Raw genomic sequence first — 16,806 nt, forward strand, 5'->3', positions numbered from 1 at the left:
ATAACGAGCGTTTGGAGAGTCTTCGCTCGCTCCGTGACAGCATAGTAGCCGTAAGAGCTACCGAGACGAACGCTCGGAACACCCCCGCTCGCTCCGTGACAGCACCGCAACCGCCGGAAGGACTACCGAGAAGAAGTCTCAGAAAGCCCCCGCCCGCTCGCGGTCGCTCTGCGGGATATTCTCGCTCGCTTCGCTCGCTCGAATAGTGCCCGCAGAGGCGACCAAGCGGTGCGCGAGCGGGCGGCCCTTTCACCCACCCAAACTGGTGGTGAGTTTCGGCGGGCGTGTGCTGGTGGTTGGTTGCGGCGAGCGCCCGCCGATACCGGCGGGCGTGGGCACTCGAAACAATTCTCTTAGCAATATTTTTAATTATTTACCGTATCGAAGTATTTTCTAGAGCCATAAAAGAATGTCCGATAAGCGACTACCGAATGCCGGTGAATCGTCCGCCGCCGCGACGACGGGCCGACTAGACCACCGGGTGGATAAAGGCCGCCCGCTCGCGGGTCGAAGACCCGTGGTCGTCTCAGCGACCCCTATTCGAGCGCCGAACGAAGTGAGGCGCGAGAATATGTCGCTGAGCGACCGCGAGCGGGCGGGGGCTTTCGAGACGTTCTTCGCTACGATTCCGGCGGTCGCACTCACGTTTCCAACGATGCAGAGCGGGCGGGGGCTTTCGAGACGTTCGTCGTCTCGGTTGTCCCGGTTGCGGTAGTAATTCAGAACGAACGGACGAGAACGTCCGGTCCCCAACGACCCACCACCGAAACCCGACGACCCACCGCGCCGCTGGCGAGTCTAAAAATATTTACCACTCCAGCGACGTTCCGACGAACGTGAAAGCCGTCGTACTCGCCGCCGGAGAGGGGACCCGCCTGCGGCCGCTGACCGACGAGAAGCCCAAAGGGATGGTCGAAGTGGACGGCAAGCCCATCCTGACGCGGTGTTTCGAGCAGTTGGCCGAGTTGGGTGCCGACGAGTTCGTCGTCGTGGTCGGCTACCGCAAGCAGGACATCATCAGTCACTACGGCGACGCGTTCGAGGGGATTCCCGTGACCTACGCCCACCAGCGCGAACAGAAGGGACTCGCCCACGCACTGCTGACCGTCGAGGAACACATCGACGGCGACTTCATGCTGATGTTGGGGGACAACGTGTTCGACGCGAACCTCGGCGACGTGGTGAAACGCCAGCGAGAGGACCGCGCGGACGCCGCGTTCCTCACCGAAGAAGTGCCCTACGAGGAGGCCGGACGCTACGGCGTCTGTGCGACCAACGACTACGGCGAGATTACCGACGTGGTAGAGAAACCCGAGAATCCGCCGTCGAACCTCGTGATGACCGGGTTCTACACGTTCACGCCCGCCATCTTCCACGCCTGTCACCTCGTCCAACCCTCCAACCGCGGCGAGTACGAAATCAGCGAGGCCATCGACCTGCTCATCCAGAGCGGGCGCACCATCGACGCCATTCGGATGGACGGGTGGCGCGTGGACGTTGGCTACCCCGAGGACCGAAAGAAGGCCGAGCGACTTCTGAACGCCGACGAGGACGCAGACGCCGACGACGCGGACCCTGACGACGACGCCACCGACGACGACACCACCGCAGACGCCGATTCGACCGAAGCGTCGGCCAACTGAACTCCCCCGGTCCCGCGAAAGGGTCAGTCGCCCGAACTTCCGGCCCGACTCGGTGGCTTTTTGCTAATCGCGTCTCGGAGAAGTAGGTAATGCGAATACTCGTCACCGGCGGCGCGGGGTTCATCGGCGGCCACCTCGCCGAGGCGTTCGCCCGCGACGGCCACGACGTGGTGGCGCTCGACAACTTCGAGCCGTTCTACGACGTTGGTCTCAAAGAACGCAACGTCGAGGCGGGCCGTCGAGCGGCCGCCGACGGCGACGGAAGCTACGAACTGGTCCGAGGCGACGTGCGCGAGGCGGACCTCGTGGACGAACAGGTCGGCGACGCCGACGTAATCTTCCATCAGGCCGCCCAAGCGGGCGTCCGGACCAGCGTCGAAGAGCCACAGAAAGTCAACGAAATCAACGTCTCGGGCACGCTCAACGTGTTGGAGGCGGCCCGCGATTCGGACACCGAGCGCGTGGTGGTGGCGAGTTCCTCGTCGGTGTACGGCAAGCCCGAGTACCTGCCCTACGACGAGGACCACCCCAACACGCCGGTCAGTCCCTACGGCGCGTCGAAGGTGGCCCAAGAGCAGTACACTCGCGTCTACAACGAGGTGTACGGCCTGCCGACCGTCGCGCTCCGGTACTTCACCGTCTACGGCCCGCGGATGCGCCCGAACATGGCCATCTCGAACTTCGTCTCGCGGTGTCTGAACGGCGAACCGCCGGTCGTCTACGGCGACGGGACCCAGACCCGCGACTTCACCTACGTCGGCGACGTGGTGCGGGCGAACCGGGCGCTTTTGGACACCGACGCCGCCGACGGCGAGGCGATGAACGTCGGAAGCACCGACAACATCGAGATTCGGACGCTGGCCGAGGAGATTCGGGACCAACTCGCGCCGGACCTCGAACTCGAATACGCCGAGCGAAACGACGCCGACTCCGAACACACCCACGCCGACATCTCGAAGGCCGACGAACTCGTCGGCTACGAACCCACCACGACCATCCGAGAGGGCGTAGAGCGGTTCACCGACTGGTACCGCGAGAACCGCGACTGGTACGAACCGCTGGTCCGGAACTCGTGAGATGTCAGAAAGCTTTTCTGAACGGCGGGATGGCAGGTTTTAAGCGAGCAGACTACGGGTGATAGTTTGATGGTTTCGGGACATCGGTACCGAGTCGTGAGCGTCGTCGGGACCGCGCTCCTCGCGGTCGGGGCGGTCGTGGCCGCGAACCACCCGACGGCCCAGTCGCTCACGACAGCCGTGCCGGTGTTCCGAAGACTCCCCGCGGTCGTGTTGACCGGCGACGCTCTCGTCCTCGCGGTCGTAACCACCGCGCTCATCGTGGTCGGGAGCCTCGTACCGCTGTACAAGCCCCGGCCCCGCCGGATTCTCGACACGCTCTTGCTGACCCAGAAGCGCGTCGTCGTCGCGGGGTTGGCGATGGCGACGGTGGGCTACTTCGACTACACCTACCCGCTCCCGCGTTCGACGCTCGCGCTCACGGTGGCCGGTCTGCTGGTCGTCCTCCCGACGTGGTTCGTCGCCATCCGTCACCGACCCTCCAGAGAGGAGCGGGTCGTCGTCGTCGGCGACGACCCCGACGAGATACGCGACGTACTCGACGCGACGGACGTGCCGGTCGTGGGCTACGTCTCGCCGCCGAGTCCCTACTACTCGGGCGACGACCCCGGCGTGGCGACCCCCGCAGTCGCCGACGGGAGCGGAAACGAGGCGCTACCGGACCTCGACTGTCTCGGCGGTCTCTCGCGCCTCGACGAGGTGTTGGTCGAGTACGACGTTGACACTGCGGTTCTCGCGTTCGCCCGCCCCGACCGCGCGGAGTTCTTCGGCGCGCTGGACGCCTGCTACGAACACGGCGTAAACGCGAAGGTCCACCGCGACCACGCCGACAGCGTTCTCACGGCGTCGGTCGGCGGCGGGAGCGAAATCGTGGACATCGAACTCGCGCCGTGGGACTGGCAGGACTACGCCTTCAAGCGCGCCTTCGACGTTGCCTTCGCCGTGGTCGGACTGGTGGCGTTCGCGCCGTTCATCGCGGTCGTCGCCGCCGCGGTCAAACTCGACAGTCCCGGCCCGGTGTTCTACAGTCAAGAGCGCACCGCCGAACGCGGCGAGACGTTTGCGGTGTACAAGTTCCGGAGCATGGTCCCCGAGGGCGAGTCGGCGGTTCCGACCGACGACGAGGAGAACGACCGAATCACCCGCGTCGGCCGAATCCTGCGCCGGACCCACTTGGACGAGATTCCCCAACTCTGGTCCATCCTGACCGGCGAGATGAGTGTCGTCGGGCCGCGAGCGGTGTGGACCGACGAGGAGCCACTGCTCGAACAGACCGCCGACGCGTGGCGAAAGCGGTGGTTCGTCAAACCGGGACTGACCGGACTCGCCCAGATACGCGAGGCCAACAGCACCGACCCGGAGGCCAAACTCCGGAGCGACTTGGAGTACATCCGGCGACAGTCGTTCTGGTTCGACGTGAAAATCGTCGTCCGCCAGATTTGGAAGGTGTTGGTGGACGTGCGCGAGGTCCTCCGCGAGCGATAGCCGACCCGATACCAGTAGAGTATTAACCGTCGAACCGGACCGAACGACCGAATGCGGATTCTTCGCGTCGCACAGAAGGTGTATCCCGACGTTCCCGGTGGCGGCCCGTACCACGTCCACGCGATGAGCCGAGACCAAGCCGCGATGGGCCACGACGTGACGGTGCTGACCGTCGCCGCCGACGACAAGCCCAGACGGGAGGAACGCGACGGCTACACGCTCGTTCGCCGGTCGCCGACCGCCGAACTCCTCGGCAACGAGATGTCGGCGGGCGTCGGCCGGTTCCTCGCCCGGACCGACGACTACGACGTGGTTCACGCCCACTCGCACCTGTACTTCTCGACCAACCTCGCGGCGGTGAAGCGACGACTCGGCGACACTCCATTGGCAATCACGAATCACGGTCTCTACTCCCAGAACGCCCCGGAGTGGCTCTTCGACGCCTACCTCCGGACGGTCGGCCGGTGGACGTTCGACGCCGCGGACGTGGTGTTCTGCTACACCGGCGAGGACAGGGCGCGCGTCCGGGAGTTCGGCGTGAAAACCGACATCGAAGTCGTTGCGAACGGCATCGACCAGACCCGGTTCACTCCCGAGGGACCGGGCCACGACGGGATAGCCGCCGACGGGCCGGTGGTGCTGTTCGTCGGCCGGTTGGTGGACGGCAAGCGCCCGGCGGACGCAATCGAGGCGTTCGCGGGCGTCCGCGACGACCATCCCGACGCCGAACTCTACCTCTGTGGCGACGGGCCGCTTCGTAATGACCTTCGTACGCGCGCGACGGCCCTCGGCGTCGCCGACGCCGTGACGTTCCTCGGCCACCTCTCGTACGACGAGATGCCGACGGTCTACCGGTCGGCGGACGTGCTGGTCCTTCCGAGTCGCGCGGAGGGGCTTCCCCGGACCGTCCTCGAATCGCTCGCGTCGGCGACCCCGGCAGTCACGAGCGACTTAGAGCAGGTTGCGCCGGTCGTGGAGGGGGCCGGAAAGACGTTCCCGGTCGGCGACGTGAGCGCGTTCGCGGACGCGCTCGACGCCCTGCTCTCGGACCCCGAACTGGCGAGGGCGCTCGGCGAGGCGGGCCGGGAGTCGGTAGACCGGCGATTCACGTGGGACCGGACCGTCGAGGAGACGACAGACGCGATGGTGCGCCTCGCGAACCTAAAGGACTAACTTCGACCGGCGTCCGATTCGACGTATGGACGTAGTTCGGCGAGTGATACGGGGACTCGTCGCCGCCGCGGTAGTTCTCAGCACCGTCCGGGTCGCGCTCGCCGACCTCAACGCCGCCGTGAAGTTCCTGAGTTTCGCGGCCCTGTTTTTGCTCACCGTCGTCGTCGCGTCTCCGTTCACCGAACCGCCTTCGGAGTGACCGCCGTCAGAACGTCAGTCGCCGTCAACGCGACTCTCCCCGGAGCGCCCGCCAGTGGCGCTCGACGACGGGTGACGCGAACACGACCAGCAGGAACACGAACGGAACCCGGTGTCTGACGGTCGTCCCGAAGTTCGAGTCGATGAGACCGTAGCCGACGACGCCGCCGAGATACGCCGTGAGCAGGAGCGCCGAGACTCGCTGGTCGGTGTCGCACGCCGCCAGCGACCGGTACGCCGCGATTGCGAGGACCAGCAACACCGGGAGTTCGAGCGCGGCCAGCAGGTCGAACGCGGAGTCGACGTGGAGCGGAAACGGGGCGAACTGAAAGTAGACGGCCCGAACCGGCGCGAGGACCAGCACGTCGGCCCACGAGACGTACGAGAGACCGTCGAGGTACACCGCTCCGCCCACCGACCGGCGTTCGAGAACTCGATTGAGGTAGGCCAGCGGGAACTCGCGGGCGAACAGCAGAAACCCGGTCACGCTCGCCGGGGAGACGGCCACCGTCAGCGACGCGAACGAAACGTCCCGGCGACCCACGGCGTCAAGAACCCACGCCACCCCCGCGGCGACGCTCCCGACGACGACGAGAAGCGCGAGTTCCGGACGGAGAGTCGAGAGGAGCGCCACCAGCGGAACCGCGACCACCGCGTGCCAGTGCCGGGAGGCGACGAACACGTCGGTCACGAGTCTGAGCGCGACGAAAAACAGGAGCGTCGAGAGCGCGTCCCGCATCGGGAGCGTCGAGAACAGGAACGCGAGCGGAGCGAACAGCACCAGCGCGGCCACCCCGTCGGTCGAATCGACGGCCGAGGGGTAGAGTCGCCGGGCCAGCGCGACGACCGGAATCGGGGTGAGGACCGCCAGCAGTCCGTTGACGACCGAGAGGGTCGTCGGCGTACTGCCGAAGACGACGTACAGGATGCCCTGAAACGCCGAAAACGCGTTCACGCTGGCGTAGGTCGAGGGGACCGACCCGGACGCGATTGCGGTCGCGGCCGCGTGAAATCGGTGTACGTCCCACCGGTAGGGGAGCGCCGGGACGACCAGCGCCAGCGCGAGGTGGCCCGCGAGCGCGGTCGTCGCCAACGCTCGGTACGCCCGACTCCGGGACCAGACCGCGAGCGCGAAGAGTAACAGGACGCTCGACACCGTTGCGAACAGCATCTGACATGAAGGTGTCGGAAAGGGACCATATACGCACCGTTTTCGGGCGTCGGGGTCACTCGCTCAGGACGCCGCGGGCGCGCATCCGGTCCAGCCACCGGGCGAACACGTAGACGCTCCAGAGGAACCGGGTGTGGTCGCGCGCGCCGTGGACGTGTTCCTCGAAAACGTCGAGAACCGCCCGCGCGTCGAACAGGTCGGTTTCGACCGTCTCGACCGTCCGTCGGAACTCGGCGGCGAAGTCGCGTTTCAGCCACTCGCCGATTGGCACGTCGAAGCCTCGCTTGGGTCGGTCGAGAATCGAGTCCGGAAGCACGTCGGCGAACGCGCGCTTCAGGACGCGCTTGCGGTCGCTCGCGGTAATCTTGTACTCGGTCGGCAGGCCCATCGCGTACTCCACGACGCCGGTGTCGAGGAAGGGGACCCGGACCTCCAGCGAGTTGTACATGCTCGCGCGGTCCACCTTCCGGAGCATCTGGTTGGGCAGGGAGTGAAACGTATCGACGGCCTGCATCCGGGCGAGGGGGTCGCGTCTCGCCCGCGGTAGAAACGACTCGGCTTCGGCGTGGCGTTCGGCGAGGTCCGCTCGGCCGGACGCGACCGGGTTCGCGGCGTCGAACGCGCCGGTCGTCCGGTCGTCGGGGAGTCGAATCCACTCGAAGTGACGGTCGGGGACCGACTCGACGCCGCCGCGGACGAACTTCTGGGCTTTCCGGGCGACTTCCCCGAGGTCGTTTCCGCGCGAGGCGGGCAGGCGGTCCACCGCGGGTTCGACCACCCGACTCCGGACCGGGCCGGGAATCGCCCGGTAGTACCGCGAGAAGTACTCGCCGCGGTACTTCTCGTACCCGGCGAACAGTTCGTCCGCGCCGTCGCCCGAGAGCGCGACTTTCACCTCGTCGCTGGTCTCGCGCGAGACGACGTAGGTCGGCAGAAGCGACGGGTCGGCGAACGGTTCGCCAATCGCGTCTACCACCTCCGGGACGACTTCCCGAACGTCCGCGGGCGAGACGGTGAACTCGCGGTGGCGGGTGTCGTGGTAGTCGGCGACTTCGCGGGCGGCCCGCGACTCGTCGAACAGCGCCTCGTCGAACCCGACCGTGAACGTCCGGACCGGCGTCTCGGACAGCGAGGCCATCGTTCCGACCACGACGCTGGAGTCGATGCCGCCGCTGAGGAAGGCCCCCAGCGGTACGTCGCTCACGAGTCTGCGCTCTACGGCCGCTTCGACGCGGGAGCGCAACTCGGTCGCGGCCGCGTCCAGCGAGGGCGGCGACTCCGGCGAGACCGACGGCGCGTAGAATCGCTCGCGGCGCATCCCCTCCGAGGTGAGTATCGCCATCGCCCCCGGACGGAGTTTCCGCACGTTCCGGAAGGGAGTGTGGGGCGCGGGGACGAACCCGAACGCGAAGTACCGGGCCATCGCGGTCCGGTCGAGACCGCCGGGTTCGACCCCGCTTTCGAGGACCGCCGGAATCTCGGACCCGAACGCGAACCGGCCTTCGTCGTCGGAGGCCACGACGAGCGGTTTGATTCCCATCCGGTCGCGCGCGAGGACGAGTCGCCCGCGGTCGGCGTCCCAGAGCGCGAACGCGAACATGCCGTCCAGACGCTCTACGAGTTCGAGACCCTCCTCCTCGTAGAGGTGGACCAGCACCTCGGTGTCGGTGTCCGTCTCGAACCGATGACCCCTGCTCCGTAGGGACTCCCGAATCGACCGGTAGTTGTAGAGTTCGCCGTTGAACACGACGGCGACCGACCCGTCCTCGTTGAAAATCGGCTGTCGGCCGCTTTCGAGACCGATGACGCTGAGGCGGCGGTGGGCGAACCCGACCGGTCCGTCGCGGTAGACGCCCCTGTCGTCGGGTCCGCGATGCGTCTGGCAGTCGTTCATCCGGCGGAGAAGTTCCTCGTCGGGGGCGTCGGTCGGGTCGAAGACGCCAGCGATGCCACACATAATCGAGCGGTCCGAACCTGTGTTCGGGTGGTAGCCGCCTCGGAATAGCTGTTTCGCTTCGTAGCCCCGGCCGAGTCCGGCGACGGGTCTCTCGTCGCCGCGGGAGGAGTCGCCGAGACGACCGCTGGCGGTCGTCTCGGCGACGGCTATAGATGGTTAAATATTGCTAAAAGAAATGTTTTCCTTTCTTTAAGGGATGGATACGTTGGGTGAAGAACGGCCGACCCGAAGGGGAGTCGTTTTAGGGGTCGGACGACTCCACCCGGACGAGACCGCTCATGTCGGAGACCGAGGTCTGGTATCTCATCGGAACCTTGGCAGTCGGAGGCACAGAGCGCACGCTGGTCGATTTGGTCAACGGTCTCGACCGGTCGCGGTTCGACCCGACGGTCTGGACGATAGCCGACCCCGGACCGCTCGCGTCGGACCTCGACGACGACGTGACGCTCCGCTCGCTCGACGCCACCGGCAAGCACGACGTTCGCGCCCCGGTTCGGTTCGTCCGGGCGCTCCGGTCGGAGCGCCCGGACGTACTCCAGTCGTTCCTGTTTTTCGACAACATGCTCGCTCGACTCGCGGGTGCGTTCGCCCCCGGCGTGACCGTCGTCACCGGCGTCCGAGAGGTCCCCGAGAACCCTCGGCCCCTCCGGAGCGCGGTCCGACGCCTCACGCTCGCGCTGTCGGACCGAATCGTCTCGAACTCGGCGGCGGGCGCGCGCTTCGTCACCGACCGCGGGGCGAGCGACGGCGACGTGGACGTGATTCGGAACGGCCGGGACCTGAGCGTCTACGGGTCGGCGACTGCCTCCGAGGACCTCCGGGCCGAACTCGGCGTCCCGGCGGACGCGCCGCTGGTCGGAACCGTCGGCCGGTTGGTCGAGCGGAAGGGCCACCACGACCTGCTCGACGCGTGGCCCACGGTCCGGGAGTCCCACCCCGACGCCCACCTCGTCGTCGTCGGCGACGGTCCCGAGCGCGATGCCCTCGAACGCCGCGCCCGGCGACTCGCCTGCGAGGAGTCGGTCCACCTGCCGGGGACCCGCGACGACGTGCCGGAACTGCTCGACGCCTTCGACCTGTTCGCGTTCCCCTCCCACTACGAGGGATTACCGGGCGCGCTCCTCGAAGCGATGGCGGCCGGACTCCCAATCGTCACGACGCCGGTGGACGGGAACGCGGAGCTAGTTCTCGACGGCCGGAGCGGGCGACACGTCCCGGTCCGGAGTCCCGAAGCGCTCGCCGGGGAAATCGCCGACCTGCTCTCGAACCCCGAGGACGCCGCCGAACTTGGAGCGGGTGCCCGACGACGCGCCGAATCCGAGTTCGCCCTCGACGCGATGGTCTCGCAGTTCGAGGACCTGTACGACGACCTCGGCTAACCGTCGATGAACCGCTCGTACCACTGTTCGAGCATCACGAGGTCCCAGAGCCGATAGCCGTGGTCTTCGCTCCCCCGGACGTGTTCGTCGAGCGTCACCCGGAGTCCGTCCGGGTCGAAGGCGGGTCGCGCCCCGAGACTGTCGAGGTTGTCGCGGGCGAACTCCCGGAGTTCCCCGCGGAACCACTCGTTTATCGGGACGCCGAACCCCTGTTTCGACCGAGTGAGAACCTTCTCGGGCAGGAGGTCCTCGAACGCGCGCTTGAGAATCCACTTGCCCTCGCCGCGCCGCCACTTGTACTTCGAGGGGATGCGGGCGGCGAACTCCACGACTTCGTGGTCGAGGAACGGCGACCGAACTTCCAGCGAGTGGGCCATGCTCGCCCGGTCTACTTTCACCAGCAGGTCGTCGGGGAGGTAGGTCTGCAAATCGACGTGCGTCACCCGGTCGAGGCGCGTCGGGCCGTCAGAGCGTGCGAACGCGTCCCGCAACTGGGCGAGTTCGTCGTCGGGAACCGGGCCGTCCCACACCCGTTCGAGTTGTTCGCCGGTGGCGTGACAGATGAAACGGGAGTACTGTTCGACCGGGTCGCCGTTGGCGATTTCGAGCGTCCGCCGGGCGAGGTGCGCGTGGCGTTGCTCGCGGACGGGTCTCGGCATCGACCGAAGCGTCTTCGCCCCGAGTCGTCGGACCGGCCGCGGTATCTGTCTCGCCAGCGACACCACGCGGTCCCACGTGTACCGGTCGTAGCCCGCGAAGTTCTCGTCGCCCGCGTCACCCGTGAGCGCCACCGTGATGTCCTCGGAGGCGACCTGCGAGACGTAGTAGGTCGGGAGCGCCGAGGGGTCGCCGAAGGGCATCTCGTACTGGTCGATAATCTCGGGAAGCACGTCCATCGAATCGGGCGTCACCTCGTACTCGTGGTGGTCGGTGCCGTAGGCGTCGGCGACTTCGCGGGCGAACTCCAGTTCGTCGTAGGCCTCCTTGTCGAACCCGATTGAGTAGGTTCCGATGGGGTCGTCGGCCACGTCGTCCATGAGCGCGGCGACCACCGACGAGTCGATGCCCCCCGAGAGAAAGACGCCCACGGGCACGTCGCTGCGCATCCGGAGTCGCGTGGCTTCCCGGAGTCGGTCCCGAAGTTCGTCGGCGAGTCGGGACGGAGACTTCGAGGACTGGTTTCGGTACGAGAGACTCCAGTACCGGTCTCTGGTCGTGCCCCCCTCCGAGACCACCGCGTACTCGCCGGGCGCGAGTCGTTCGATGCCCCGAAAGCCCGTCTTCGGCGTGGGGACGTACTGGTAGTTGAGATACGACCGAATCGCGTCGTGGTCGGGCCGGGCCGACACGTCGTCGTCGGCGAGTATCGCCTTGATGCTCGACGCGAACCAGAAGCCGTCGTCGGTGTCCCGATAGAACAGCGGTTTCTGGCCGAGACGGTCGCGCGCCAGAAAGAGGCGCTCCGCTCGCTCGTCCCAGATGGCGAACGCGAACATCCCGCGGAGATACTGGAGGCAGTCGGTGCCGTACTCCTCGTAGAGATGCAGGAGGACTTCGGTGTCGGTCTCGGACCGAAACGAGTAGTCGTCTACCCGGTCGCGTAACTCCTTGTAGTTGTAAATCTCGCCGTTGAACACGATATGGACGGTCCCGTCGCCGTTCGCCATCGGTTGGCGTCCGGCCTCGCTCAGGTCGAGGATGCTCAACCGGCGGTGAGCGAGCAGTGCGGGACCCGACGCGTAGACGCCCTCCGCGTCCGGACCCCGGTGGTCCATACACTCGTTCATCGCCTCCGCGAGCCCGGGGTCGGGGCGACCGTCGAACGAAATCTTTCCGCCGATTCCACACATGAGTTCTATCCCGGTAGTTCAGGGCAACCCCTCTTACCTTTGCTCATTTTACAACTCCCCGCGGAGGGCCGCCTCGTACTGGTCGGTGACCTGTTCGATACTGTGGTTCTCCACGAAGTACTCGTAGGCGTTGGTCAGATACCGACGACGACGTTCGTCGTCTCGAACGAGTTCCCCGAGTCGTTCGGCCATCTCGTCTACGGACCCGTCGGCGCAGTAGCCGATGTCGTTTTCCCGGAGGATGTCGTTGGGGTCGACGTTCAGACTGACCACCGCGGTTCGATTCGCCCACGACTGGAGGAACGTGTTCGGGAAGCCTTCGTCGGTCGAGGTGTTGAGGAACACGTCCGCACGAGCGAAGTACTCGTCCACGTTCTCGTAGGGAACGAACCCCTCGAACCGGACGTTCTCGGTCTCGTTCGCGGCCGCTTCGAACGAGTCGTACAGGTCGGGCGATTCCGACGCTCGGCCGCCGACCACGACGAACTCCGCGTCCGGAATCTCGGCCGCCAACTCCAACACGACTTCGGGTTGTTTCCACTCGCGCAACGTGGCGACCCAGAGTACCTTCGTCGGAGCATCGTCCGACCGGTCCGTCCGTGAGTCGGGGTCGCGGCCCGAGTCGCCGCCCGACTCCGGGTCGGGATAGCCGTTCCAGACGAGCGAGACGTTCGTTCCGGGGAAGCGTTCGCGGGCACGAGTGTACTGGAAGTCGTTTTGAGCGACGAGTACGTCCGCGGACCCGAGCGCCTTCTGCATCAGTCCCCAGTAGACCGCGTTGTCGCTCAGCGAACCGTCGAAGACCATGGGGTCGTCGGTGAGTTCGCTGTCGTGAGCGAAGTTGTAGACGAACCGGGTGTCCGTGACCGAACAGTACGCCGCGACCGGAAAGATGTCGAGGTTCGGAACCCGAGCGTAGACCGCATCGGGACCTATCTCCGAGAGCGTTCGGAGCGTGGAAGCAACGCGGGCCGGGAGACGAACCGGAAGGCTCCTGTCGGAGTGTTCGTCTTTCAGAACGACGCGGACGCCGTTTACCGCGGTCGCTTCTTTGAACGGCGCGTCGTTCTCGACGAAGGTGACTTCGTGACCGCGGTCGGCGAGTTCCTCGGCGATGAGCGCCTGCTGGAGTTGGGAACCGCCGACGTTTCCCTCGTGCCCTCCCGTGAGCATATCGTACGCGTTGAGCGAAAGGAAGGCGACGTGCATACTGGACGACTGTCAGGAAGTGTAGTTAGGTGTGTCGATAAGCGCTAGCAACGAACGTAGCTACTCCCCGAACACCGCCGCGCGACTCTCTACTCGACCCGGTAGTCGGTCCGGTTTTCGACGTAGTGGTCTTGCACAGCTTCGGGGAGGTCCTCGAATCGAAGGACCGATTCACAGCCGTTACCGGGACATTTCATGACTCGGTTCGACTCGAGGACGTTCGCCGCGACGACGGTGCGACAAACCGGGCAGGTAAGGGTTTCGATGCGCATTGTTAGAGTTTCAGATTCGAGTTCTCGCCGACGACGAGTCGTCGCCCCTCGGGGAGGAGGTCTTTCGAACTCCCGACGCTGGCCCCGCGACCGATGAGGCTATCGACGATTCTGCCATCGGTTGACAAGGTGCTTTCTCCGACGATGATGCTGTTCTCGATGTGAACGCCGTCGATTACCGAGTCGGGACCGATGGACGTGTACGGGCCGACGTAGCTTCCATCCTCGATAACCGTCTCGGCGGCGATACTCACTGGCCCGCGGACCACGGCCCCCGACTCGATAGCGGCGTCCTCGTGGAGGTCGACGTGTCCCATAACGTCTGCCCCGCCGTCGATAGTTCCGTTCCGTGAGCCGGGTTTCTCCTCGAGGACCAATCGGTTGGCTTCGAGGATGTCCATCGGTTTCCCGGTATCCTTCCACCAGCCATCCACGACGTGGGAGTCAATCGTTTCACCGCGTTCGATGAGTGCCTGAATAGCGTCGGTGATTTCGAGTTCACCCCTCCACGACGGTTCGAGGTCCGAAATCACGTCGAAGACCTTCGGTGAGAAGATATAGATTCCGATGAGTGCCAAGTCAGACGGAGGGTCGGTGGGTTTCTCGACGAGGCGTGTGACGGTCCCGTCCGGTTCCACGTCGGCAACACCGAACTGCTGGGGGTTATCGACGTGCTGGAGTGCAATACCTGCGGCACAGTCCTCCGCGCGAAAACGCTCGACCATCTCCCCGATGCCCTGCTTGAGGATATTGTCTCCGAGATACATAACGAAGTCGTCACCGTCCACGAATTCCCGTGCGCATCCGACCGCATGTGCGAGTCCCAGCGGTTCGCCTTGGACGATGTACGTAATATCTACACCGAAGTCGGAGCCGTCACCGAGGAAGTTCTGTATCTCCTCACGACCTTTCGTTCCGAGAACCACCCCAATCTCGTCGATTCCGACCGCCGCGAGGTCTTCGATACCGTATTGGATGACCGGCTTGTTCGCTACGGGGACGAGTTGTTTCGGTCCAGTGTGCGTAATCGGGCGAAGCCGTGACCCAGTTCCCCCCGCGAGTACCAGCCCTTTCATTCGTCTAAGTCCACCCGCCAATCAACCGAGATCTCGTCAGTGTCGTGTTCTGCGCGCCTCTCCTCCGTTTTCTCGTAGCCGCCGAGGTCCGACGGAGATTCATAACTAGCGGCTACTGGTTCTCGTCGGGACTTAAATCTACCAATCTTTATCCGGGATGGGAACGAACGCTTGGTTCTGCTCGCCGAGTACAAAGCCGTTCGACTCGTCTCCCAAAGAGGTACTCCGTTGTAGCCCTCAATACGGTCATTCGAAGAAAAGGTCTAGTCCAGTTGTCCGAACGCGGAGTCAAGGGCATGTACGGACTCCCGATTAGTTTTCAATAGGTTCCAATTGGAATCTCGTAGAAGTCGTGAACGACCCCTCGCCCCCCGAAGCCTTCCTTGAAGAACACCAGTCCTTCGTTGAGATACCGGCCAGCGTCTTCCGTGGAAATGCCTAAGTCAAGGTACTCGGTACTGATGAGGTTCCCGTGGATTAAGCGGTCGAAGACGATGTCCAATGCACCGACTTCACGGCCTCTGTTACTATTCGCGATATACTGGGTTCGGGCAACTTGCTCGCTCTGATATATTACTACACCGCCAACCATCTGGCCCTCTTCGAAGGACGCAATTAGTCGGATGTTGTCCGGGAAACGGTCGTGGAGAAGTTCAATTTCTTCTAAGGTGTGGACGGGTTCTACGTCGTGTTCCTCGTCAAGGTTAATCTCGAGGATGTCCCAGTAGGTTTCGAAGTCGGTGGACTCACGCACTTGGAGTCCAGCGTCTTCCGCATCGGCTATTTTCCGCCGTCGGTTCTTCTGGAACTCGGGGTGATTGGGACGGGAGATGACCGTTGTCACGTCACGCCTCGTCAAATGAGCGTCGTGCCGGAACAGTCCATATCGGTCTTCGGAGGCCGGATAGTTGTGGTAGATATATGGGATGCACTTGTAGATGATTCGCTCAAGTCCCTGCCGTTCTGCATAGGTAGTCAGTTCCTCGAAGAGTTCCATAATCTTCGGAGTCTTTACCCGGTTAGAGGTAAGGAAACCGCCAAACGTCAAGCCACCGTGGGAAATCATCTCGTTTTCGGTGACGTTCGCGGGAAACAGCGCGATTGGGTCGTTCTTATAGTAACAGATGAGCGATTTATCCTCGAAGCGGTCCGAGTGGTACTCCATGTATCCCCGATTGAACATAAAGGTAGCGTTCTTGGACCGTGCAACGAATTCGTTCCAGTCCGCCTCGAATTCAGGTGTGTATTCGACCAGTTCCATTCTCTGTTGTGGTTATGATTTGCTGAGTCTATTTACCATTGATGCTTCTCATTATTCGAGTCTCGCAGCTCCGATTCCCGTTTTCCCGTATCCGTTCCCATTGTAGAACATGTATCGATGTCCGTCTCCGGCGTCTATCACGCCGGGAAAGCAGACCATTTCGGAATCCCACCCGGAGGGCGAAACATCGATATCGACTTGTTCGTCCATTCGGACGAAATCCGTACCGTTGGTCGATTCGGCGTAGCCGATTCGATACCCCTTCGACCGCGTTCGAACCGAGTACCAAAGCTTCACCACGCCTTTCTCGTGAATAGCGAAGGGGCGACCGAAGCCGTACTCGTCCTCGCCGTCGAGTTCTAACACGGTCTCTCCGGGTCCGTCGTCCCAGTATAATCCATCCGAAGATTGTTTATATTTCAGATTATATGTTGGGACTTTCTGGCCGTCGACCGCAATCCACTCATCCCCGGCGACGTAATACATGTGGTATTTTCCGTTACATCGAATCACGAACGGCGCCGAACGGGCGTATCGTTCGCCCTCAATCGGCGGAAGGATTGGTTCGTCCGAGTAGCGCTGGAACGAATCGCCGCCATCGTTCGAGAGCGCCAATCCCGCGAACATCGTATAGCGGACTTCCTCGGGGCGGTCCCATCCGAAGTAAAACAGCCCCAACGAATCGCCTATCTCGACAACTGAGGCAGGTGAAACCCCGTAGTGGTCGAATGCGTTCCGGTCGCCAGTGTCGAGTACCGGTTCGGTAGCAGTATCTACAACCGTCGTCGGTTCGTCTGCATCAACGTCCACAAATCCGACACGTCCAACGTCATCCTCGTCTCGATAGGCACAGTATAGCCGAATACGGTCTTCCGAAACCCGGTATGGTGTCGGAACGTATGCGTAGGCGGACTTCCACGATTGCTGAGAATCGACGGCATATATTCTCCCCAACTTCTGGTAGTGATGCCTACTCATACGATTCCTCTGGCCTCTATCGTTAAACACGTCTTGGTTCTCTCGCAACAAAGCCGCGGTCGAAAGGCCGTACCGATA

At 63.9% G+C, this 16,806-nt stretch carries 14 protein-coding genes; 6 read left to right on the forward strand and 8 right to left on the reverse strand.

All coding sequences use genetic code 11. The features are described from left to right. Positions 1–836 precede the first annotated feature (836 nt). The 5 genes from aglF to P2T60_RS12910 all read left to right on the forward strand — a co-directional run bounded on the left by aglF (position 837) and on the right by P2T60_RS12910 (position 5,576). Positions 837–1,643 carry a UTP--glucose-1-phosphate uridylyltransferase AglF gene (gene aglF / locus P2T60_RS12890; RefSeq protein ID WP_276279659.1) on the forward strand — a complete coding sequence of 269 codons (807 nt, stop codon included), beginning with the start codon at positions 837–839 and terminating at the stop codon, positions 1,641–1,643. Positions 1,644–1,732: 89 nt separating this feature from the next. Then, positions 1,733–2,719 (forward strand): SDR family NAD(P)-dependent oxidoreductase, encoded by a 987-nt coding sequence (locus P2T60_RS12895; protein WP_276279660.1) that lies wholly within the window; start codon positions 1,733–1,735, stop codon positions 2,717–2,719. Positions 2,720–2,788: 69 nt separating this feature from the next. Next, complete coding sequence (locus P2T60_RS12900) at positions 2,789–4,204, forward strand: sugar transferase (protein WP_276279661.1); 1,416 nt, start codon at positions 2,789–2,791, stop codon at positions 4,202–4,204. A 51-nt stretch (positions 4,205–4,255) separates the two neighbouring features. Then, the gene (locus P2T60_RS12905; RefSeq protein WP_276279662.1) at positions 4,256–5,377 is read left to right on the forward strand and encodes a glycosyltransferase family 4 protein; all 1,122 of its coding nucleotides are present in this window, start codon (positions 4,256–4,258) and stop codon (positions 5,375–5,377) included. Between the two features lie 25 nt (positions 5,378–5,402). After that, positions 5,403–5,576, forward strand: coding sequence for a hypothetical protein (locus tag P2T60_RS12910; RefSeq protein ID WP_276279663.1), 174 nt, complete (start codon positions 5,403–5,405; stop codon positions 5,574–5,576). Positions 5,577–5,600: 24 nt separating this feature from the next. On the opposite strand, the gene P2T60_RS12915 is transcribed toward P2T60_RS12910, so the two are convergent. Continuing rightward, positions 5,601–6,746, reverse strand: a complete 1,146-nt coding sequence (locus P2T60_RS12915) for a hypothetical protein (protein ID WP_276279664.1) — start codon at positions 6,744–6,746, stop codon at positions 5,601–5,603. A gap of 55 nt (positions 6,747–6,801) precedes the next feature. After that, positions 6,802–8,703, reverse strand: coding sequence for an asparagine synthase (glutamine-hydrolyzing) (gene asnB / locus P2T60_RS12920; protein WP_276279665.1), 1,902 nt, complete (start codon positions 8,701–8,703; stop codon positions 6,802–6,804). Between the two features lie 278 nt (positions 8,704–8,981). Between asnB (P2T60_RS12920) and P2T60_RS12925 the strand changes: the two genes are divergently transcribed. Next, a complete protein-coding gene (locus P2T60_RS12925) occupies positions 8,982–10,082 on the forward strand; it encodes a glycosyltransferase (protein WP_276279666.1) in 1,101 nt (366 codons plus the stop codon). Here the strand turns inward: P2T60_RS12925 and asnB (P2T60_RS12930) are convergent. The 6 genes from asnB (P2T60_RS12930) to P2T60_RS12950 form a co-directional block, all read right to left on the reverse strand. Beyond that, positions 10,079–11,932, reverse strand: a complete 1,854-nt coding sequence (gene asnB / locus P2T60_RS12930; RefSeq protein ID WP_420028683.1) for an asparagine synthase (glutamine-hydrolyzing) — start codon at positions 11,930–11,932, stop codon at positions 10,079–10,081. The genes P2T60_RS12925 and asnB (P2T60_RS12930) overlap by 4 nt on opposite strands. Positions 11,933–11,980: 48 nt before the next feature. Next, positions 11,981–13,141: a glycosyltransferase family 4 protein gene (locus P2T60_RS12935; protein WP_276279668.1), complete on the reverse strand. Its 1,161-nt coding sequence runs from the start codon at positions 13,139–13,141 to the stop codon at positions 11,981–11,983. A gap of 89 nt (positions 13,142–13,230) precedes the next feature. Beyond that, positions 13,231–13,413, reverse strand: coding sequence for a hypothetical protein (locus P2T60_RS21900; RefSeq protein WP_382210314.1), 183 nt, complete (start codon positions 13,411–13,413; stop codon positions 13,231–13,233). Between the two features lie 2 nt (positions 13,414–13,415). Further along, positions 13,416–14,489, reverse strand: coding sequence for a glucose-1-phosphate thymidylyltransferase (locus tag P2T60_RS12940; RefSeq protein ID WP_276279669.1), 1,074 nt, complete (start codon positions 14,487–14,489; stop codon positions 13,416–13,418). Positions 14,490–14,808: 319 nt separating this feature from the next. Further along, positions 14,809–15,750, reverse strand: a complete 942-nt coding sequence (locus P2T60_RS12945) for a GNAT family N-acetyltransferase (RefSeq protein ID WP_276279670.1) — start codon at positions 15,748–15,750, stop codon at positions 14,809–14,811. A gap of 51 nt (positions 15,751–15,801) precedes the next feature. After that, positions 15,802–16,560 (reverse strand): glycoside hydrolase family protein, encoded by a 759-nt coding sequence (locus tag P2T60_RS12950; protein WP_276279671.1) that lies wholly within the window; start codon positions 16,558–16,560, stop codon positions 15,802–15,804. Positions 16,561–16,806: the final 246 nt, after the last annotated feature.

Origin of the sequence: Halorussus caseinilyticus (genome assembly GCF_029338395.1) — an archaeon.
GTDB classification, from domain to species: domain Archaea; phylum Halobacteriota; class Halobacteria; order Halobacteriales; family Haladaptataceae; genus Halorussus; species Halorussus caseinilyticus.

What these genes read in the sequence shown, in the direction of transcription:
- P2T60_RS12895 (WP_276279660.1), top strand. Translation starts at nt 1,733, where the DNA reads ATGCGAATACTCGTCACCGGCGGCGCGGGGTTCATCGGCGGCCACCTC.
- P2T60_RS12900 (WP_276279661.1), top strand. Translation starts at nt 2,789, where the DNA reads ATGGTTTCGGGACATCGGTACCGAGTCGTGAGCGTCGTCGGGACCGCG.
- P2T60_RS12905 (WP_276279662.1), top strand. Translation starts at nt 4,256, where the DNA reads ATGCGGATTCTTCGCGTCGCACAGAAGGTGTATCCCGACGTTCCCGGT.
- P2T60_RS12910 (WP_276279663.1), top strand. Translation starts at nt 5,403, where the DNA reads ATGGACGTAGTTCGGCGAGTGATACGGGGACTCGTCGCCGCCGCGGTA.
- P2T60_RS12915 (WP_276279664.1), bottom strand. Translation starts at nt 6,746, where the DNA reads ATGCTGTTCGCAACGGTGTCGAGCGTCCTGTTACTCTTCGCGCTCGCG.
- asnB (WP_276279665.1), bottom strand. Translation starts at nt 8,703, where the DNA reads ATGTGTGGCATCGCTGGCGTCTTCGACCCGACCGACGCCCCCGACGAG.
- P2T60_RS12925 (WP_276279666.1), top strand. Translation starts at nt 8,982, where the DNA reads ATGTCGGAGACCGAGGTCTGGTATCTCATCGGAACCTTGGCAGTCGGA.
- asnB (WP_420028683.1), bottom strand. Translation starts at nt 11,932, where the DNA reads ATGTGTGGAATCGGCGGAAAGATTTCGTTCGACGGTCGCCCCGACCCC.
- P2T60_RS12935 (WP_276279668.1), bottom strand. Translation starts at nt 13,141, where the DNA reads ATGCACGTCGCCTTCCTTTCGCTCAACGCGTACGATATGCTCACGGGA.
- P2T60_RS21900 (WP_382210314.1), bottom strand. Translation starts at nt 13,413, where the DNA reads ATGCGCATCGAAACCCTTACCTGCCCGGTTTGTCGCACCGTCGTCGCG.
- P2T60_RS12940 (WP_276279669.1), bottom strand. Translation starts at nt 14,489, where the DNA reads ATGAAAGGGCTGGTACTCGCGGGGGGAACTGGGTCACGGCTTCGCCCG.
- P2T60_RS12945 (WP_276279670.1), bottom strand. Translation starts at nt 15,750, where the DNA reads ATGGAACTGGTCGAATACACACCTGAATTCGAGGCGGACTGGAACGAA.